The following is a 20,537-nucleotide window of genomic DNA, read 5'->3' as shown; positions in this document are numbered from 1 at the left end:
ATATGCCCACCTCTTATATTAATGCCACGATCTTTACTGGTGAGGTCCTACTGAAGAACCACGCTGTTAATGTTGATAATGGTCTGATTACCAGTATTGTACCTACGGAAGAAGTAAAAGAGAACCACGAGATCATTGATTTGAAAGGTGCCTATATGGCGCCGGCTTTAATAGATCTGCAGGTTTATGGTGGCAACGGGCAGGTATTTTCGCTCTATCCAAGTGTGAAATCCCTGAAGGCAACGTATGAGGCATGTAAAAAAGGGGGTGCGGCTTATTTCATGCCTACAGTGGCTACTATTTCTGATGACATTGTCCTGGACGCCATCAGGGCAGTGAGGGCTTACTGGGAGAAAGGCGGCAAAGGGGTCCTGGGCCTTCACCTGGAAGGGCCGTTCATTAATCCCGCTAAAAAAGGGGCACATCGTCCTGAATATATTCGCCAGCCTACACAGGAAGATATAGATATGATCCTGGAGAATGAGGATGTGGTGAAGATGATCACACTGGCACCGGAATGCTGCGACCCTGCGCTGGTAAAGCAATTACAGGATGCTGGCATCATCGTTTATGCAGGTCATAGTAATGCTACTTACGCGGAAGCCTATACGGCGTTCAATAATGGTATACATCATGCTACACATCTTTTCAATGCGATGTCGCCATTGGAAAGCAGGGCTCCTGGCCTGGTGGGCGCTATCTATGATCATCCGGAGGTATACGCCAGTATTGTGGCAGATGGTATCCACGTTGATTTTGCGGCTGTTCGTATCAGCAAAAAAATTATGGGCAACCGGCTTTATCTCATCACAGATGCTGTAGAAGAGAATAAAGAAGGCGATTTTTATATTTATCTGAAAGAAAAAGACCGTTTTGTGAATGATGCCGGCGTACTGGCAGGCAGTCGCCTGACCATGCTGCAGGCAGTACGTAACTGTGCAAAACATAAAATTTGCAGTATGCGGGAGGCTATCAGAATGGCGTCTTTATATCCTGCACAGGCGTTAGGCCTGGAAAACCGCATCGGTCGCATCGCGCCGGGCTGTGAGGCCTCCTTCCTCGTAATACCGGAGAATGGAGAAACAGTGGTTTACTGTTAATAACTATCTTCGCACTAAACATATACATTTAGCGCGCATGGGTATTCCTCATTTCTTCTCTAAAAATCAATACCGAAACCTGTTTTTACTGGGCTGGCTGCTGCTGGGTCTTTTTCAGGCCTGCTTTTCTGAGCTCTGGGATGATGAGGCCTACTACTGGGTATATTCCCGCCATCTCGATTGGGGATATTTCGATCATCCGCCTATGATCGCACTGCTGATCAAAATCGGCTACGGTATTTTTCATAATGAACTGGGGGTACGTTTGCTGGTAGTGGTAATCAATACGCTTACGCTATGGGTGACGGCCAAGCTGCTATCGCAGGAAGATAACCGTTTGTACTACCTGATACTTGGTTCCATGGGAGCGATGCAGGTGGGCGGTATGCTGGCAGTACCCGATGTACCGCTGGTGTTCTTTGCGGCCCTTTATTTCTGGGCATATAAGGTATTTATTGATGAGCAAAGCTGGAAGAATACCTTACTGCTGGCGATTTCCATGGTACTGATGTTTTACAGTAAATACCATGGCGTATTACTGGTGTTTTTCACGGTGTTGTCCAACCTGAACCTGCTGAGGGTATGGAAGTTTTATGTCGCCTGTATTATTACCACACTGCTGTTCATGCCCCATATCGTATGGCAGTACACACATGATTTTCCTTCTCTCCAATATCATCTGATAGAAAGAAATGCCAGCAGCTATGATAGCAGCTATACGCTGGATTATCTGGGCGGACAGCTCCTGCTGTTCGGGCCGCTGTTAGGCTGGCTGCTATTATACTACGCGATCATCTGCCCGATACAGCATACTTTTGAACGCGCATTGAAATACTCACTGATTGGCGTGCTGGTATTTTTCATGATCAGTACGTTCAAAGGCAGGGTAGAAGCCAACTGGACAGTAATGTTGTTTGCACCGGCGGTGATCCTGGCCCATCAGACGATCAAGCGCAAAGGATGGAAGGGTCGTATTTTCGTATATACGTTACCGGTATCTCTGTTGCTGGTGTTGCTGGTAAGAGTATATATGATCTGGGATTTCGCACCTGGACTGGATATCCGCCCGGAGATCCACAATAACAGGGAGTGGACCTCCAAAGTGGCCGCGGTAGCCGGAGATAAGCCAGTGGTGTTTCTCAACAGTTACCAACTGCCTTCCAAGTATATGTTTTATACCGGTCATCTTTCCTATAGCCTGAATTCGCGCTATTCAAGAAGAAGCCAGTATAATTACTGGGATACCGAAACCGAGTTGTGGGGCAAGCCTGTACTGGTATTTGGCAACGATCTGCCGATTACCGACAGCATTAAAACCAGCTATGGTACCTGGGATTATTATCTTGATTCGGCCTATTACTCTTATAACCTGATCCAGTTTAAGCCTGCCATGAAAAAGATCAGGGCCAGAAAAGGAGAGCATGTTAGTCTGGTAATTCAGCCAGAGAACAACTATCACCGTTCGGTGCCGATCAACTGGAAGAATGAAGCTGTGATTGGATATGGGTTTACAACGAAGGATTCTGCGTATGCACCGGTAAAAACTGATCTTACTTTAGCTAACGCTATCACCCGCAGACTCAGCACGATTAATATTGTGATGCCGCAGGAAGCGGGTAATTATCAGCTGAAATGCAGTGTGTTTCAGTGGCCGTTGCCACCCACACATAATAGCCAGGTAATCCAGGTTACTGTGGAATAAAACAAAAAGGGCTGACTAAAATAACTTTTAGTCAGCCCTTAGAATTTATGTGCAGGTGTTATTGCTCAAAGGCGTTCCAGCCCTGGGCTACCAGTTTGAATTTGTTGCCTCCTTTGGTAAGAATATGCGCGCCTTCGCTGATGTCGGTCATATAGCCGATCACGCTGATTTGTTCATTGAGCACGATTTTATCATAATCTTCCTGTTTCATGGTAAACAGGAGTTCATAGTCTTCACCGCCGCTTAATGCGCATGCCGTAGGGTCCAGGCCGAACTTCAGGGCTATTTCCTTACTTTCCTGGGCTATCGGGATTTTCTCTTCATACAGTACCACGCCCAGATTGCTTTGTTTGCAGATATGAAGAATTTCAGAGCTCAGGCCATCACTGACGTCCATCATGGCTGTTGGTTTGATATCACTTTCCTGCAGGAATTCGATGATATCTTTTCTGGCTTCAGGTTTTAATTGTCTGCCGATGATATAGGTCTGATCTTCCAGATCTGGCGCCAGTTGTGGACTTTCGAGATATATTTTCTTTTCTCTTTCCAGGAGGGTAAGGCCGAGGTAGGCAGCGCCGAGGTCGCCGGTAACGCAGAGGAGGTCTCTGTTTTGTGCGGTGGACCTTTTCACGAATTGATCAGGGGTTACTTCGCCGATAGCTGTAACGCTGATAACCAATCCTTTCTGAGAGTTGCTGGTATCTCCGCCGATCAGGTCTACCCCATATTTTTCGCAGGCAGCATAAACGCCTTCATAGAATTCGTTTAAGGCTTCCAGGGAAAATCGGTTGGAGAACGCCAGGCTCATGGTGATATGAGTAGGGGTGGCGTTCATGGCGTAGATATCGGAGAGGTTTACCACCACTGATTTGTAGCCCAGGTGTTTCATGGGTACGTACATCAGGTCGAAGTGGATGCCTTCTACCAGCATATCTGTGCTGATAACGGTTTGTTTGCCGAAGTGGTCGATAACAGCCGCATCGTCGCCAACGCCGAGTACGGTGCTGGCATTCTGTATTTCTATATTTCTGGTGAGGTAGTCGATGAGACCAAATTCACCGAGATCACTGATTTCTGTTCTTTCCTGTTCCATAATTATTTGCCGTTTACAAGGTCTTGCAGGGCCTGGTGAATATGGCCGTTGGTGGCCAGAATTGTTTTTTGATATGGAGAATAATAGTTTCCGCTGAAGTCGGTTACTTTACCACCGGCTTCTTCCACGATGAGGAATCCTGCTGCGGAGTCCCATGCCTGGAGGGAATGTTCGTAGAACCCGTCGAAGCGGCCGCAGGCGACCCAGCAGAGGTCTATGGCTGCGGAGCCGAGTCGGCGAACCGGGAGGCCTTTTTTGACGAGTCTTTCCAGTACCACCATCGGGTTATTGGCTGACTCTTCCCAATTATAGGGGAAACCGGTTACCAGCAGGCATTGGTCAAAGTTGCCGTTTTTGGAAACATGGATGGGTTTGTCGTTGAGGGTAGCGCCTTTTCCTTTTTCTGCGAAGAAAAATTCGTTCATGAAAGGATTATATACTGCTCCCAGGATCATTTCACCATCTTTTTCCACGCCTATGGACACACAGCAGATGGGTACTCCGTTTGCGAAATTGATGGTACCATCTATCGGGTCAATAATCCATTTAACGTTGGACTGTGAAGGGATGGCGCCCGCTTCCTCACTGAGAATGAAGTGGTCAGGGAAGGCCTGACGGATCACTTCAATGATGGCTTTTTCAGATTTTTTATCTGCCTCGGTGACGAGGTCATTGAGGGAGCTTTTGGAGCTAACCTCGAAGGCGCCATTAAAATATTGTTTCAGTATTTGTGCGCCGGCTTCAGTAGCTTTGAGCAATGTTGCTTTTAACATGAGGCAAAGGTAATTACGAATTACGAAAAAGACGACGGATTTCTACCACGAAAGCGGTACACGCAAGTGGTGATATAATTCGATATTTTTGCAGTTTAATAGACATTTTAATGGCCATTATAGGAAATCTTATTTCCAGGTCGCTCAGGATCAGGAAAAAGTTCACATTTAAATTAGGAACACCGCGCCAGTACCAGCTGCAGGTGTTACACCGGTTGCTGGAGAAGGCCAAGGACACTGAATTTGGACGCCACTATCAGTTCCAGGAGGTCCTGGACAACCCTAACTTTATCGGCGCCTACAAGGATAAAGTACCTGTGCACAACTACACCAAGATGCATAAAGAATGGTGGTACCGTTGCCTGGAAGGCGAAGAAAACGTTAGCTGGCCCGAAAAAATCAAATATTTTGCGCTGAGCTCAGGAACCTCTGAGTCGGCCAGTAAACATATTCCGGTAACCCGTGATATGTTAAAGACAGTGAAGAAGGTAGGTGTGAAGCAGCTGTACTCAATGGCAAACTTTAACATTCCGGCAAAATCCTACGAAAAGGGGATCCTGATGCTGGGAGGAACAACTTCTCTGTTTGAAAAAGGCGACTATTACGAGGGTGATATGAGTGGCATTCAGGCCAAAAATATTCCCCGCTGGTTCCGCCGTTTCTATAAGCCTGGTGGCAAAATCTCCCGCAAACCCAATTGGGAACAGCGTATCAAGCTGATTGTACGCAAGGCCCCTCAATGGGATGTGGGTACCGTTTGTGGTGTGCCTGCCTGGGTACAGATCGTTTTTGAAGAAATTATCAAGTACCATGGTGTTAAGCACATCCATGAAATCTGGCCGAATCTGGCAATTTATATTCATGGTGGTGTCTCTTTCGAGCCATACCGTGAAAGCTTCCAGAAACTGCTCGGAAAGCCGATTACGTTCATTGAAACATATATGGCATCAGAAGGTTCTTTCGGTTTCCAGGCCCGTCCGGGAACCAGAGGTATCAAGCTGGTGCTGAATGCAGGTATCTTCTTTGAATTTATTCCTTTCAACGAAGAAAACTTTGATGCAGAAGGAGAGGTAAAACCCAATCCTAAGGCTTACATGATCAATGAGGTCGTGGAAGATGTGGAATATGCGGTGATGCTGTCGACCTGTGCCGGTGCATGGCGCTACCTGATTGGCGACGTGGTGAAATTCTCTTCTGTAAAAGAACATGAAATAGTAATTGTTGGTCGTACCAAGCAATTCCTCAGCCTTTGCGGGGAACATATGAGTATCGACAACATGAATAAAGCGATAGATAGTGTCCAGAAAAAACTGGGTATTACTATCAGAGAGTTTACTGTGGCTGGTTTCCCTTATGGCGGTATGTTCGCACACCGCTGGTATATTGGCACTGACAGTGTTAATGTGGATTCGGCCCGTGTACGTGAAATCATTGATCAAACCCTGGCTGAAGTAAATGACGACTATGCAGTCGAAAGAACTTCTGCGCTTAAAGAAGTGTTTGTAGAAGTATTGCCTAACGATGTATTTATCGACTACCTGCGTTGCAAAGGCAAGGAAGGTGCGATGAATAAGTTCCCTAGAGTAATGAAAGGTGACAAGCTGAAGGATTGGGAGAAATTTCTGGAAGGGAAAACCGTAAAGCAATAATCTACCAACGAAGACCAGGAACATTAAAGCATGATAGCAGCAATTGTAGCGGGACTAGGACTGGGGCTATTTTTATCCTTATCGGTAGGCCCGGTAATATTCGCCATTATAAAATACAGCATCAATAATGGTTTTAAGGCAGGGATCAGTTTTGCGCTGGGCGTGTCTTTTAGTGATATAATGTACGTAACGGTGGGAAATCTCTCCACTGCATTTATATCCCGGCTGGAAGGATATAACCGTATCATTGGCATCTGCGGTGGTATACTGCTGATTGGAATGGGTATATACGGTTTGTTTTTCAAGAAGGTGAGAATCAGTACAGGAGAAGAGAAACCGGAAATGTTCCGGACCCACGATTACCTTAAAATCTGGCTTACAGGTTTTCTGATGAATACGCTGAATCCGGGTGTGATCATCTTCTGGCTGCCGGTATGTATTGCATCTGCAGCCACTGCGGTATCTTACCGGATTATAATGTATGGTACCTGTCTGCTCCTGGTATTATCTGCAGATATTATGAAAGTATTTGTGGCAGACAAGATCAGGCATAAACTCACCCTTACCAACGTTAGCTGGCTCAATAGAATTGCAGGTGCCAGTATGATTGTTTTTGGAATGGGGTTACTATACCAGGTTATATTCAATGTGGGACCATTAAGTCATTAATATCCAATATCTTATTAAATAGAAAAAGGTCCGGTGGATTTCCACCGGACCTTTTTGATATTATGAAAAAAGCATTATTACTTGATTGTCCATGTTTCGTTACCTGCAAACAGTTTATCAAGGTCACCAGCGCCTTTTCTTTCAAGAAGGTCGGATACCTGGAACGCCATGATATCTTCATAAGTAGGACGATGTGCCTGGTAAAATACACCGAAAGGACGTGGTAAATGACCTTCCACACGAGGATCATCGAACATACGGGTAAGCAATTGGGCTTTGTAGAAATCATTCTCATCGTGAATCCAGAGGTCAGACTCACTGTATTCAGTACCAAGTTCCACCACTACTGGTTTCAGGCCATCCAGGCGGACACCTTTGTTTTTCTGTGCACCAAATACAAATGGCTTGCCCTGTTCTACAAAAATAGTTTCGTCGCCTTTGCTGGATTTCTCCGTAAATACTTCGAAAGCGCCATCGTTGAAGATGTTACAGTTCTGGTAGATTTCCAGGAAGGAAGCACCTTTGTGGGCATGGCTGCGTTTCAGCATTTCCTGTAAATGCTTGGGATCACGGTCCATACTGCGGGCAATGAAGGTCGCATCAGCGCCAAGTGCCAGCGCCATCGGATTAAACGGATGATCGATACTGCCGAATGGAGTGGACTTGGTGACTTTATTTTCTTCAGATGTAGGTGAGTATTGACCTTTGGTCAGACCATAAATCTGATTGTTGAACAACATGATGTTCACGTCGAAGTTACGACGCAACAGGTGAATAGTATGGTTACCACCGATAGATAAACCATCGCCATCGCCGGTTACAATCCATACGCTCAGTTCAGGGCGTGCCGCCTTCAGACCTGATGCAATGGCTGTAGCACGACCATGGATCGAGTGCATACCATAGGTATTCATGTAGTAAGGAAAACGTGACGAACATCCAATACCGGATACGATTACAATATTTTCACGGGGTACTCCCAGTGAAGGCATGATTGTCTGAACCTGTTTTAATATAGAGTAGTCGCCGCAGCCAGGGCACCAACGTACTTCCTGGTCAGTTGCAAAATCTTTTGCGGTGAGTGCCTGCGGAGCTATAGTTGCTGTTGACATTTGTATGAGTTAAATATATATATTGATCTATGTTGTAAAGTTACGACAGAAGACTGTAAATCCATTATCACTGCGAGATCAATTCTTCCCAGTACTCGGCAGCCCTGCGGGTATGCGGGATCACGATCGTTCCACCCACAATATTGGCCACAGCAAATATCTCATACATCTCTTCCGTGGTAATTCCCTGCTCATACGACTTCCCAAGATGGTATTTGATACAATCATCACAACGTAATACCATCGAGGCCACCAGGCCAAGCATTTCCTTGGTTTTGGTACTTAATGCACCTTCTGCATAGGTATTGGTGTCCAGGTTGAACAGCCGGTTGATCACCTTGTTCTGCTTACCCAGGATCACCTCATTCATCTTCGCTCTATAATCGTTAAACTCCTCAATTGCTTTTCCCATATATGATCTTTTACTATGTGTTTAAAATTAATTTCAGGCTCTAAGCTATGAAAGGATTCACAAATATAGATTAATCTACTGGTTAAGTAGACTGTTTGCCCTATAACCTGTATTTATGGATCATAACTAAAAGTTATCGCGTAGGGAAACCGTTCAAAAACAGTCCATGGATTTAATAGACTTTTGTATCTTGATAGGATCAAACCCATTTCAACCAACAATATCTGAATCTTATGATGAAAATGCCATTTGTCCGCATAGCAGCAGGGTTCCTGCTATTGAGCGGATATGCCAACGCCCAGCAGAAGCTGACCGGCTTCCCCGACAGCCTTGTCAGTAAACAGGTACAGCTGGAGAAACAATTCGACCAGCAACTCAGCGCCGCCAACATAGGCGCTACCATTAAAGAATTATCGTCACAGCCCCACCACATCAGCTCTGCCAGAGGAAAAGAAGTAGCTGAGGAGATCAGGCGCAGATTTAACAGCTATGGGTGGCAGGCCGATATTGTCACCTACCAGGTACTTTTCCCGATCCCGCAAGACAGGGTATTGGAGATGTCCGGCCCTAAACCTTACAAAGCATTACTGAAAGAACCGGCATTGAAGGAAGATGCTACTTCCGGCCAGTCGGGGCAGCTGCCAACCTATAACTGCTGGAGCCCTGACGGGGATGTTACCGCCAATCTCGTCTTTGTAAATTATGGATTACCAGAAGATTACGATTATCTGGCCAGAATGGGCGTGGATGTAAAAGGTAAGATCGTCATTGCTAAATACGGTCGTTCCTGGCGGGGGATCAAGCCTAAAGTGGCCCAGGAACACGGCGCTATTGGTTGCATTATCTACTCAGACCCTAAAGATGATGGTTATGTAAGCGGCGACGTTTACCCCAAAGGGGCTTTCAAAAATGAATATGGCGTACAACGCGGCTCCATCATGGATATGGTAATTTATCCCGGTGATCCGCTTACGCCAAACGTGGGCGCTACCGCAGACGCTAAACGCCTGGAACGCCAGGAGGCCACCAACCTGCTGAAAATCCCGGTTCTGCCCATCAGCTACCACGATGCCCAGCCGCTACTACAGGCCTTAGGCGGCCCTGTTGCTCCGGACGACTGGAAAGGAGGACTGCCTTTTACCTACCACGTAGGACCTGGCACTTCGCCGGTACATCTAAAAGTTAAATTCGACTGGCAGCTGCGTCCATGCCATGATGTGGTGGCAAAGCTCCAGGGAAGCGAGTTTCCGGATGAATGGGTGATCCGTGGTAACCACCACGATGCCTGGGTAAACGGCGCCGCTGATCCTGTCAGCGGACTCGCAGCCCTGCTGGAAGAAGCCAAAGCTATCGGCGAACTCGCGAAGTCGGGCTACCGCCCCCGCAGAACACTGGTCTATTGCGCCTGGGATGGTGAAGAGCCCGGACTGCTGGGCTCTACGGAATGGGTGGAAGATCACGCTGCAGAGCTGCAACAGAAAGCGGTCGCCTATATTAACTCTGATAACAATGGCCGCGGATTCTTCAATGCCAGCGGCTCACATGCGCTGGAAACCCTCGTGAACGAAGTAAGTCGTGACATTGAAGACCCGCAGACACATATCAGCATTAAGGATCGTAAACTGGCGCTGGAAGCCATTCGGGCAACTACCGCCAAACAGAAAGCAGAGAAACTGGGAAAAACGACACTCAATATTAACGCCATGGGATCAGGAAGTGATTATTCTTCTTTCCTGCAACATCTTGGTGTACCATCGCTGGATTATGGCTTCGGTGGCGAAGATCAGGGCGGTGAATACCATTCTATCTATGATTCTTACGACGACTATCGTCGCTTTAAAGATCCTACCTTCGATTATGGTGTTGCCTTATCGAAAGCTGCCGGACATACCGTATTGCGTATAGCCAACTCCGTTAATCTTCCGTTCGATTTCCGCAAGCTGTATGAAACAGTGAATGGTTATGCCACTGAGCTGGCAGATATGACCAGTTCGCTGAGAGAGGCCACAGCTATAGAAAACAGGCTGATAACAGAGAAAAAATACCTGTATACTACTGATACCGCCAAACACCTGGAAGCTCCGTCACTGAAAGATCCTGTGCCTTTCATTGATTTTTCGCCTTTGCAAAATGCGCTTGCCGGACTGGATACTGTTACCCAGCAGCTTGCCGCAAGGAAAGGAACAATCAATTCGGCTGCTGTCAACAAAGCGTTATATCAGGCAGAACAGCAGCTGTTATATGATCAGGGATTACCTAACAGGGCATGGTACAAGCATACATTGTATGCACCTGGGTTCTATACTGGTTATGGTGTTAAAACTGTTCCTGGTGTGAGGGAAGCGATCGAACAGCGTCGCTGGCATGAAGCGGGAGAGCAGATAAAAGTAGTGGCAGCGGCGATTACGCGGTTGTCGGATTACCTGAAACAGCATATTCATTAATTAGTAGAATTCCTTGTGATTCCGCGCCAAGAGCGGAATCACAAGGAATAAAAAACATATTATCTCTTTACACTTTGTATATAGTCTTTAACCCCTTGTACGATCTTCTGCACCAGCAACTGCTGGAACTCCGGATCCAGTATGGCGGCTTCATCGCCGGGATTACTCAGGAATAATGTTTCTATCAGTGCATCAGGAAATTCTGTAGGATTATTCAGAATAAAATTAAATCCACCATTGTTGCCGAAATCGCTCAAACCCGTTTCCAGCAGGCGTTTATGAATGGCGGCGCAGAACGGCTCACAGAATGGCTGCCTGTAATAGGTAGCAGTGCCAAATACATCTACCGGATTGCTGGAAGAGTTGAAATGTACGCTCATCAATAAGTCCGGATCTACTTGTCTGTAAAAGGAAAGCCTTTCTTCGTTGTTCACAAACTGATCAGAAGTCCTGGTGATAAGCACTTTTGCGCCTTCTTTTTCCAATGCATTTTTGAGCAGTAAAGAGAGTCCCAGGGTGAGATTCTTTTCTATGGCGCCTGTAAGTCCGGTGGCACCAGGATTGCTGCCACCATGGCCTGGATCAACGGCAATTGTCATGTTGCTTAGTGCCAGGTTTTTCGGAATACGTTTAACCCTTACCGTTAACCTGTTTCCCTCGTAATAAATTTTGTACCCCCATACATTATGTTTCAGTGATATCATCATTCTGAAAACATCCGGTGCTGGCTGCCCCCAGGCTATCTGAGCTATTTCCTGCGTATTTTGTAATGCGTTGTTAATGCGCTGCTCCGCATAAGCGCCATGGACATCTACAATTATTTTTCCAGGGTCATTCAACTGTGTGCTGATGTAGGGCATACGATCAGACAACTCTACAGAAATATAATCGTATTTATCGTCTCCCCAGATTTTAGCGTCAGATATAATGCTTACTGGTACGCCTTCCTGAGGTATTTCGGTATCAAGATAGGGGATGGGAATAAATGCATTTTGTTTGGAAGAAAGTCTGACTTTATAGTATTCTCCCTGTTTGCCCACTATTTGCAGTAAAACATTTTTATCCAGATATCCGAGTTTGTTGGGACCAAGACGATCACCTTCTGTTGTGCTGGTGATGTAGGTCATATTATCGATAGTTCTGCCGGTAGTGAGCTTTTCATTGCGGAGAAAGCGATACTTATTCGGACTTGCGAGATAAGCCGTTTCGCCGTTTCTTGAACGGAGGGTCACTGTTATTTTACCGTTCAGCAGGGAATCTTCAGGGCCTATGATATGTGTACCTACATAGTAGCCGGGTACGCCGCCAGACTGCGATGCAGGCAATTCTGTCAGTGTTTCGCCGTTGAACCAGCTGGCGGTGGCGCCAGGGAAGGCTTTTGTTTTTATTTTAAGCGTGTCGCCTTCCAGTAGTTCGAGGTTTCCGGAAGGGCGTATCTCAATAAAATCTATTTTAAAAGTGGTAGTGGCTCGAGGGGCCGGAGCAGGTGTATAGTAGTACGTGATTGTTTTCGTATATCTTTCTCCGGTAGAGTCCTGCGCGGTCACCACAAAAGTATTTTTCCCCTGTGGCAGTTCTTTTTTTACGGCAAAGGTACCGGTGGGATATACGTAGACGCTATCGTTATTGATAGTGACCTTACAGCCAATGCAGGTACGGCCGGCAATAAACTGTTTACTGCTGCTTACGTTGTTCTGATCGCGGGACGGAATAGTTAATCTGACCGATGCCTGGCTATGCGCCAGTAATGGAAATGATAAGATAGTGAATAGTAATAGTAGTTGAGCTAGATGCTTCATGCGCCTTTTTCTTTTGTTCTGGCCAGTTTTTCTGCAAGATGGCAAAGGTATGAAAGGGGCAGGACAAAAAAACCGTCTCTACTCAGTAGAGACGGTTTTGTAAAGGGGAATATGTTTACCAGCTGTATTTGTTATCGGCAATGAGTTTATCGGCGATACGACGGCGGGCATCTTTAGTATTGAATGGTTCGGCTTTGGTGAAGCGTTTGAGGCCCAGGAGCATCATACGTTGTTCATCACCTTCAGCGAATGCGTTGATGGCGTCTTTTCCGGATTTATTGATACGGTCTGCAGCATCATAGATGAAGGTGCGTACCATGTCGGCCTGTAATGCCGAAGCGGCTTCGCCTTGTTTTTCTGCCAGTTTGATGAGGCGGAGTAATGCACTTTCTGCAACAAAAGTTTCGATGGCCATGTCAGCGATATCCATGAGGATTTCCTGTTCGTTTTCCAGTTTGGCCATGAGTTTCTGAGCGGCGGCGCCTGCAGCCATGAGGATAGCTTTTTTGAAATTGGCTATCATCTTTTTCTCTTTGCTGAAAGGAGTTTCATCATCGCTGCCAAAATCAGGGATGCTCATCAGTTCTTTCTGAACATTCATTGCCGGCGTCATGAGGTCGATTTTACCTTTCATGGCGCGTTTGAGTGTCATATCGAGGGTGAGCAGTCTGTTGATTTCGTTGGTACCTTCAAAGATGCGGTTGATACGGGAGTCGCGGTAGGATTTGGAAATGATGTATTCATCAGAGAACCCGTTACCACCGTGTATCTGTACACCTTCATCCACAACGTAATCCAGTACTTCGGAGCCGTTTACTTTGAGGATAGCGCATTCTACTGCGTATTCTTCAGCGGCGCCGAGCAGGGCTTCGTTGAAAGGTTTGCCTGCTGCGAGGAGTTCTTTTTCCTTTTCGTCTATGAGGGAGGCGGTGCGGAAGAGTGCTGATTCGCAGGTCCAGGTGCGGATGGCCATTTCGGCCAGTTTATGTTTGATGGCGCCGAAGTTAGCGATCGGTTGTTTGAACTGTTCGCGGGTAACGGCATATTGAATGGAGGTGGTGATACATTTTTTGGAAGCGCCCAGCGTTGCGGCACAAAGCTTCAGGCGGCCGATGTTGAGGATATTGAAGGCGATCAGGTGACCTTTACCGATTACGCCCAGTAAGTTTTCTGCAGGAATTTTAGCATCCTGGAAATATATCTGGCGGGTAGAAGATCCTTTGATACCCATTTTATGTTCTTCGGGTCCGAGCGTGAAGCCGGGCGTATCTTTTTCTACGATGAAGGCGGTGAATTTATCGCCGTCTATTTTCGCGAAAACGGTGAATACATCTGCGAAGCCGGAGTTGGTGATCCATATTTTCTGGCCGTTGAGGATATAGTGTTTACCGTCTTCTGTGAGTTTGGCGGTGGTTTTGGCACCTAATGCATCGGAGCCGGAACCTGGTTCGGTGAGGGCATAAGCACCTTTCATTTCACCGCTGGCCAGTTTAGGAATGTATTTCTGTTTTTGTTCTTCTGTACCGAAATACAGGATAGGTAAGGAACCGATACCTGTATGTGCAGCCATGGCAACGGAGAAGGAGTGACCGGCACCCAGTCCTTCGTTGATAATAGTGGCAGTAACGAAGTCTTTACCCAAACCGCCCAGTTCTTCCGGAAAAGCAGCACCCAGGAGGCCCTGTTCACCGGCTTTTTCCAGCAACGAAGGCATCAGTCCTTCTTCCAGCTTATCAAGTCTTTCCACTAACGGAGTAACTTCTTTCTCGATAAACTGATCAGCCATTTCTTTGATCATCAACTGCTCTTCTGAAAAATCTTCGGGAGTAAATACATCTTCAGGAGCACTTTCCTTTACCAGGAACTCCGCGCCTTTCAGCGCCTGCTTATTTTCAACTGTTGCGTCCATGATATCTGTTTTTGGTAGTTATGTAATTTAACTAAAAAGTTGCGAATTATAAATGGCAGTTATGTTACGTTTTTACAGTTTTAGAATAACCTTAACGATGTTGGAGGAGGAGCTTAACATTCATAAATCGCCATTATTTGCTTATCATTGTTCCCTTTTAGGTTATGTCTGACTTTTATCTGCCATATATGAACAGCCAAATCCATGGCACCTGTGAAGGTGATGGGAATCAGTTGCTTATATGTTTACATGGCTTCGGAGAGTCGGCGGTCAGTTTCAGGCCACTGGTTGCAGAGCTGGGCAACGACTTCAAAATCATAGGCCTGGATATGCCATTGCATGGCCAGACAGTCTGGAACGAGAACAGGGCATTTGAAAAGACAGACCTCAGTGCCATATTGGAAATGGTATTGCAACAATATGGGTTTCAGCGCTTTTCATTGCTGGGATACTCTATGGGAGGCCGCCTTGCCCTCTGTGCGGTGGAAAAACTCGCAGGCCGTCTTGATAATCTCATCATGGTGGCTGGCGACGGATTAAGAAATAACCCCTGGCATTTGTTTGTTACCCAAACTACTATCGGTAACAAAATATTCAAATACAACGTTTACCATCCGGGATTCTTTTTCTCGCTGGTTAAAATCTCCCGAAAACTAAATTTATTAAATGAAAGCATTTATAAATTCGTCATGGGTAGAATGGACCAGCCGGCAAAAAGAATACAGGTATACGAAATCTGGACTATCCTGCGGAAAATGATGCCGGATAAAAAACTTTGCAAGCAATTATTGGCGCGCTATAACGTTAATACGCTGCTGATCTTCGGTAAATACGACCGGGTTATACCTCCAGAGCTGGGAACACGTTTTATTGATGGTACGTTTCCCTGTAAAATGCTTATTCTGGATAAAGGACATGGTCTTGTATCCACTCAGTTGGGGCTAGTTATCAAATCAAATTTATAAACCCGAATGTATTTTTTTTTAATTCTCATGGTGACGCTGGCCCTGGGCTACGGTGTACTGATGCTACGGTATACGCTCGGCTGGAAACGCCTCAAAAATTATGTTGTTGCTGTACCCCGCATGGGTACGACCCCGGTTACTGTAATTATTCCTGCAAGAGACGAGGAAAATAATATCCCTCCGCTGCTGGAAGCACTGAAGCATCAAACCTATCCGGTAAACCTGCTGGAAGTCATTGTTATAGACGATTTCTCCACTGATAATACAGCTGATCTCGTACGTAATTCGGGCGCACCGAATATTAAGCTGTTGCAGATGAGCCAGTTGCTGGATAAAGCCCAACGATTGAATTCCTATAAAAAGAAGGCAATTGAAATGGCTATCGGCCACGCCAGTGGCTCACTCATCGTAACCACTGATGCGGATTGCATCATGGGGCCCAGGTGGATCGAAACACTGGTACATTTTTACGAAGACCGGCGTCCAAAGTTTATTGCTGCCCCTGTAAGTTTTTTTAAAGAAGATAATTTCTTCAAGAAATTACAATCGCTGGATTTTATGACGATGCAGGGTATCACCGGTGCGGTGGCACAGCTGCAATCCGGCACGATGTGCAACGGTGCCAACCTGGCTTATGAAAAGGAGGCCTTTTATGATGTGGGTGGTTTCTCCGGAATCGATAAGATCGCTTCAGGGGATGATATGCTGCTGATGTATAAAATTTACAATGCCTATCCCGAAGGAGTGATGTACCTGCGCAGCGAAGATGCAATCGTACGTACGTTACCGGTAGATACCCTGAAAGGCTTCATGAATCAGCGTATCCGCTGGTCATCCAAAGCGGATAAGTATGAAGATAAGCGGCTCTTCTGGGTGTTGGTACTGGTGTATATCTTCAATGTAGGCTTGCTGGCGATGGCTGTTACTGCGATTTTCCTGCCTGTGTTATGGCCATGGCTATTGATCCTGCTGCTTTTCAAAGTAACGATGGAACTATATTTCCTGTTACCGGTAGCGCAATTCTTCAATAAAACAGGACTGCTGGTATATTTTATCCCCGGTCAGATTTTCCATATTCCGTATATTGTTCTGGCGGGATGGCTAGGTAAGTTTGGATCTTACCAATGGAAAGGACGTAACGTGAATTAAATTTCGGGGGATTGTCTACACAACAAACAATATTTAAACGATTATTACGCAATAAGGGCGCGCTGGGCGGATTATTGATCATCTGCCTGTCGGTAATCGTTAGTATACTCGCTTATTTCATCTCGCCGGATGGCACGCCCGATGCCAACAGGATGCTACTGGAGGTGGAAGGACAGCGGCCGGGATTTTCTATTGATATGCTTGCTGTTAAAAAAGAGCAGCAGGTCCCGGAGCGGAATTTTTTTAGTAAGATGATATCCGGGCAGCCTTCGGCATATACCTGGGTGCCGGTTCGCAGCTGGGTTTTCAAAGATTCCCTGCTGGAAGTACAGCGTTATATCGACGAAACTACCACCGCCAGAGAAGTATACCGGCTGGATGTAGTGGCAGATGGGAGGCAGTCTCCCGGAAGCCCTGACTGGAAGCAGCTACAGCAAAAGATTGTTGCAGAACAGCTTTTTAAACATACCTACTGGCTGGGTACGGACAAATTTGGCCGGGATATCCTGAGCAGGCTGCTGGTGGGCACGAGGGTGAGTCTGGGCGTAGGTATTATCGCGGTAATCATCTCCCTGACCATTGGTGTATTATTGGGTGCTATTGCCGGTTATTACGGTGGTCGTACCGATGATATTGTTATGTGGCTGGTGAATGTGGTATGGTCAATGCCGACCCTGCTTGTCGTGTTTGCGTTAACGTTAGCCCTTGGCAGAGGTTTCTGGCAGGTGTTTATAGCCGTTGGCCTGACGATGTGGGTGGGAGTAGCCAGAATTATCCGTGGCCAGATATTTTCCCTGAAGCAGCTTGAATTCGTAGAAGCTGCCAGGGCATTGGGTTATAATAATTTCAGGATAATTGTAAAACATATATTGCCCAATATTATGGGGCCGGTGATGGTGGTAGCTGCCGGTAACTTCGCAACTGCTATAGTGGTGGAGGCGGGCCTGAGCTTCCTGGGTGTGGGGGTACAGCCGCCACAACCTTCCTGGGGGCTCATGATAAAAGAAAACTACAACTTCATTATTACCCATAATCCTGTGCTGGCGTTGGCCCCGGGTATCGCCATTATGCTGCTGGTGCTGGCATTCAACCTGTTAGGCAATGGCCTGCGGGATGCGTTGGATGTCAGAAGTAAAATTTGACACACATGATAAAAAAGGCTAATTTTATAACTTACCATATCATTCAATATTAGTATGTCACTGAGAACCCTTATCCCTGTTCTGGCTATGCTATCTTCGGTATTTATTCTTTCCTGCAAGAAGAGTAACAAGACAGACCCGAATCCTGGAAATACACAGGAAGAAGCACTGGCATTTACGTTGACAGGAGTAGAAGAAGGAGCCTTCAACCAGGCGCTGGACAGCACTTTTATTTTCCAGGTAAAGGTGATGTCAAAAATGCCGGCGGCCGGTGTAGCAACAAAGATCAATGTAGTTTCAGACCCTGCGGGTGTTGGCCTGGACCAGGACAGCGTGGCGGGAAGTAAGAGTTCCATCTATGATGTGACCTTAAAGCATCTGAAAGAGCTGAAAACATATAAGGTAACCGTTACTGTTTCCTCCCTGGGGAATACCGCCAATGTAGCGCCGCAGAAAATTTTCTATATCACCAATAAGAAGCCATTATAGCAGGCACAAGTGAATTTGCAGCAATTACCCTATAGTATGAACGGGGAAAATGCTTTAGGTTTGCAAGCTGGCAGATCAAGACATCCTTTTTTATGCAAATTGCTGTTAATGCTGCTTGCCTGCGGAGGGATTTACCCGCCGATACAGGTGCAGTGGCCACTCAAATTATATTTACATTATGCCGGCAGCAGCCGGAGCATAAGTTTACCTTCTTTTTTGATGGAGATATTCCTGCCGGTATGGAATTTCCGCCGAATGTAACTCCTGTGGTATTACCGCTCAGGGGAGAAAAGGCCTGGCATCTGTACTGGTGGCTGGAATGGCAGTTGCCAAGGGCAATGAAAGCCTTCCATCCTGATATCTACCTGGGGCTGGACGGTACTTTGCCACTGCGGAGTAAGATTCCTGCAACCATCCTGTTCAGGGACCTTTCCTTCCTGCTGGATGCCGGATTGCAGCCAGCCAGGCAGCAACGAAACCTGAAGAAGCACCTGATCGATTACCTGTGGAGAGCCCGTAGTGTGGCTGTTTTATCAGAAACCGGCCAGAAAGCGCTGCTGGACTTTGCACCCTCCATTAAGAATAAACTCACGGTACTGGATATAGGGCTCAGTAATGAGTACAAGCCACTGGAGTGGGAGGAGAGAGAAGCCGTGAAGAAAGAGTTTGCCGGTGGGGCCGAGTATTTCCTGGTTCCTGCGGCGATACACCCCCGGAATAATATTATGCCGGTATTTAAGGCATTTTCTGCCCTGAAGAAGCGGCAGCTGTCCAGCATTAAGCTGGTGCTGGCTGGTTCGGCAACGGCAGCGGGGCAGTCCATTATTGATGTCATGCCCGGTTTCAAGTTCCGCAATGATGTGGTATGGATACAGGATGCAGATGATGCCATGCTGGCCAGGCTCACCGGTGGAGCCTACGCCATGATATATCCTTCCAGGTTAGACGGGCTGGCTTTGCCTGTTTATGCCGCGCAGCAGTGTCAGGTGCCGGTGATCGCCATTGACGGCGATGCTGTTCGTGAAGCTGGCGGAGATAGTACGCTGTTTTCCGATCCGTCCAATGTCGATGACCTGTCAGATAAAATGAGCCGGATTTATAAAGATGAGCAGCTGCGTTCCTGGCTGTTGTCGCAGATCCCGCCTCAGAAGGCTTTCAGTAGCTGGGAGAAGGCCGCAGAAGAGCTGTGGGCCGCCATGACAGGGCCTGTTAAGGGAGAAGGGACGAAAATCCCTAAATGATGCCTATTTTTGTGGCCTTAATTGAAAATCATGAGTACTACATCTACTATAAAAATCCAGGTTGGCCTGGACGAAAATAAATGGCCGGAGTCGATTCACTGGAGTGCGACAGATAACAAGGAAGAGAGAATGACCAAAGCGAAAGCGATGATGGTTTCCTTCTGGGACCCGGCGGAGAGAGCAGCATTACGTATCGATTTATGGACAAAAGACATGATGGTAGACGAAATGGCTGACTTTTTCTTCGAAACAATGATGACCATGGCTGATACTTTCGAGAGAGCCACCGGGGAATTCGGCAAAGCACAGGCCAATGAGCTGCGTGCCTATGCAAAAGATTTCCAGGGTAAGCTCCAGGCGAAACTGGCTGAGGAAAATAAAAGATAATCCATTAAACTTAACCATATGTCATTAGAATTGAACATCAACGCAGAGATTAAAGCTGCGATGCTGGGAAAAAAAGAAGCGGATCTGCGTGCACTGCGCTCGATCAAGGCGGCTATCCTGGTGGCCAAAACCGCAGAAGGCGCCAGTGGTGAACTGACAGAAGCGGATGAAACCAAGCTGTTACAGAAGCTCGCCAAGCAACGCAGGGATTCTCTGGAAATCTTCCAGACACAGAATCGTCCTGACCTGGCAACAAAAGAAGAAGAAGAACTGGTCGTAATCGAGCGTTTTCTGCCTAAACAAATGTCAGAAGATGAACTCCGTGTGGCCTTATCCGATATCATTGCAGCAGTGGGAGCAAGCTCCCCGGCTGACATGGGTAAAGTGATGGGAGCAGCTACCAAGCAACTGGCCGGTAAGGCAGATGGTAAGGCTATTTCCGCCATGGTAAAGGAATTATTGAAATAATCCTGATGGCAGGCCCGTTAGTGGCCTGCCTATT

18 protein-coding genes are annotated in these 20,537 nt (G+C 46.7%); 12 read left to right on the top strand and 6 right to left on the bottom strand.

The annotated features are described in order from the left end of the window. Window positions 1-2: 2 nt before the first annotated feature. Both nagA and F3J22_RS01570 read left to right on the top strand, forming a co-directional pair. Entirely contained in the window at window positions 3-1,100 is a 1,098-nt protein-coding gene (nagA, locus tag F3J22_RS01575; protein ID WP_167013606.1) for an N-acetylglucosamine-6-phosphate deacetylase, read from the top strand. Continuing rightward, window positions 1,075-2,802 (top strand): glycosyltransferase family 39 protein, encoded by a 1,728-nt coding sequence (locus tag F3J22_RS01570; protein WP_167013604.1) that lies wholly within the window; start codon window positions 1,075-1,077, stop codon window positions 2,800-2,802. The genes nagA and F3J22_RS01570 overlap by 26 nt, the downstream gene beginning before the upstream one ends. Window positions 2,803-2,860: 58 nt before the next feature. Here the strand turns inward: F3J22_RS01570 and thiL are convergent, their stop codons facing one another. Continuing rightward, entirely contained in the window at window positions 2,861-3,895 is a 1,035-nt protein-coding gene (gene thiL / locus F3J22_RS01565; RefSeq protein ID WP_167013602.1) for a thiamine-phosphate kinase, read from the bottom strand. 2 nt (window positions 3,896-3,897) lie between these two features. Beyond that, a complete protein-coding gene (locus F3J22_RS01560; RefSeq protein ID WP_167013600.1) occupies window positions 3,898-4,668 on the bottom strand; it encodes an inositol monophosphatase family protein in 771 nt (256 codons plus the stop codon). A gap of 110 nt (window positions 4,669-4,778) precedes the next feature. Between F3J22_RS01560 and F3J22_RS01555 the strand changes: the two genes are divergently transcribed. Together F3J22_RS01555 and F3J22_RS01550 are read left to right on the top strand one after the other, a co-directional pair. Beyond that, window positions 4,779-6,317: a GH3 auxin-responsive promoter family protein gene (locus F3J22_RS01555; RefSeq protein WP_167013598.1), complete on the top strand. Its 1,539-nt coding sequence runs from the start codon at window positions 4,779-4,781 to the stop codon at window positions 6,315-6,317. A 30-nt stretch (window positions 6,318-6,347) separates the two neighbouring features. Then, window positions 6,348-6,986: a LysE family translocator gene (locus F3J22_RS01550; protein WP_167013596.1), complete on the top strand. Its 639-nt coding sequence runs from the start codon at window positions 6,348-6,350 to the stop codon at window positions 6,984-6,986. Between the two features lie 77 nt (window positions 6,987-7,063). Here the strand turns inward: F3J22_RS01550 and F3J22_RS01545 are convergent, their stop codons facing one another. Together F3J22_RS01545 and F3J22_RS01540 are read right to left on the bottom strand one after the other, a co-directional pair. Beyond that, the gene (locus F3J22_RS01545) at window positions 7,064-8,098 is read right to left on the bottom strand and encodes a 2-oxoacid:ferredoxin oxidoreductase subunit beta (protein WP_167013594.1); all 1,035 of its coding nucleotides are present in this window, start codon (window positions 8,096-8,098) and stop codon (window positions 7,064-7,066) included. Between the two features lie 67 nt (window positions 8,099-8,165). After that, window positions 8,166-8,510 (bottom strand): carboxymuconolactone decarboxylase family protein, encoded by a 345-nt coding sequence (locus tag F3J22_RS01540; protein WP_167013592.1) that lies wholly within the window; start codon window positions 8,508-8,510, stop codon window positions 8,166-8,168. Window positions 8,511-8,743: 233 nt separating this feature from the next. On the opposite strand from F3J22_RS01540, the gene F3J22_RS01535 reads away from it, so the two are divergent. Then, entirely contained in the window at window positions 8,744-10,954 is a 2,211-nt protein-coding gene (locus tag F3J22_RS01535) for a transferrin receptor-like dimerization domain-containing protein (protein ID WP_167013591.1), read from the top strand. A 59-nt stretch (window positions 10,955-11,013) separates the two neighbouring features. Here F3J22_RS01535 and F3J22_RS01530 read toward each other — a convergent pair whose 3' ends face one another. Together F3J22_RS01530 and F3J22_RS01525 are read right to left on the bottom strand one after the other, a co-directional pair. After that, a complete protein-coding gene (locus F3J22_RS01530) occupies window positions 11,014-12,753 on the bottom strand; it encodes an N-acetylmuramoyl-L-alanine amidase (RefSeq protein ID WP_167013590.1) in 1,740 nt (579 codons plus the stop codon). A 115-nt stretch (window positions 12,754-12,868) separates the two neighbouring features. After that, window positions 12,869-14,662 (bottom strand): acyl-CoA dehydrogenase family protein, encoded by a 1,794-nt coding sequence (locus F3J22_RS01525; protein ID WP_167013589.1) that lies wholly within the window; start codon window positions 14,660-14,662, stop codon window positions 12,869-12,871. A gap of 188 nt (window positions 14,663-14,850) precedes the next feature. Here F3J22_RS01525 and F3J22_RS01520 point away from each other — a divergent pair, with 188 nt between their 5' ends. The 7 genes from F3J22_RS01520 (at window position 14,851) to F3J22_RS01490 (ending at window position 20,503) form a co-directional block, all read left to right on the top strand. After that, window positions 14,851-15,627, top strand: a complete 777-nt coding sequence (locus tag F3J22_RS01520; protein ID WP_167013588.1) for an alpha/beta fold hydrolase — start codon at window positions 14,851-14,853, stop codon at window positions 15,625-15,627. A 6-nt stretch (window positions 15,628-15,633) separates the two neighbouring features. Continuing rightward, window positions 15,634-16,776: a glycosyltransferase gene (locus F3J22_RS01515; protein ID WP_167013587.1), complete on the top strand. Its 1,143-nt coding sequence runs from the start codon at window positions 15,634-15,636 to the stop codon at window positions 16,774-16,776. A gap of 11 nt (window positions 16,777-16,787) precedes the next feature. Then, the gene (locus F3J22_RS01510) at window positions 16,788-17,918 is read left to right on the top strand and encodes an ABC transporter permease (protein WP_167013586.1); all 1,131 of its coding nucleotides are present in this window, start codon (window positions 16,788-16,790) and stop codon (window positions 17,916-17,918) included. A gap of 54 nt (window positions 17,919-17,972) precedes the next feature. Beyond that, complete coding sequence (locus tag F3J22_RS01505) at window positions 17,973-18,407, top strand: hypothetical protein (RefSeq protein ID WP_167013585.1); 435 nt, start codon at window positions 17,973-17,975, stop codon at window positions 18,405-18,407. Window positions 18,408-18,499: 92 nt separating this feature from the next. Beyond that, a complete protein-coding gene (locus F3J22_RS01500; RefSeq protein ID WP_167013584.1) occupies window positions 18,500-19,648 on the top strand; it encodes a glycosyltransferase in 1,149 nt (382 codons plus the stop codon). Between the two features lie 30 nt (window positions 19,649-19,678). After that, window positions 19,679-20,035, top strand: coding sequence for a gliding motility protein GldC (gldC, locus tag F3J22_RS01495; protein WP_167013583.1), 357 nt, complete (start codon window positions 19,679-19,681; stop codon window positions 20,033-20,035). 18 nt (window positions 20,036-20,053) lie between these two features. Then, window positions 20,054-20,503 carry a GatB/YqeY domain-containing protein gene (locus F3J22_RS01490; protein ID WP_167013581.1) on the top strand — a complete coding sequence of 150 codons (450 nt, stop codon included), beginning with the start codon at window positions 20,054-20,056 and terminating at the stop codon, window positions 20,501-20,503. Window positions 20,504-20,537 lie beyond the last annotated feature (34 nt).

This window comes from Chitinophaga sp. Cy-1792 (assembly GCF_011752935.1).
In the GTDB taxonomy this organism is placed as follows: domain Bacteria; phylum Bacteroidota; class Bacteroidia; order Chitinophagales; family Chitinophagaceae; genus Chitinophaga.
The sequence above is the reverse complement of the archived record's forward strand: the minus strand, read 5'-3'. Positions and strand labels throughout refer to the sequence as shown.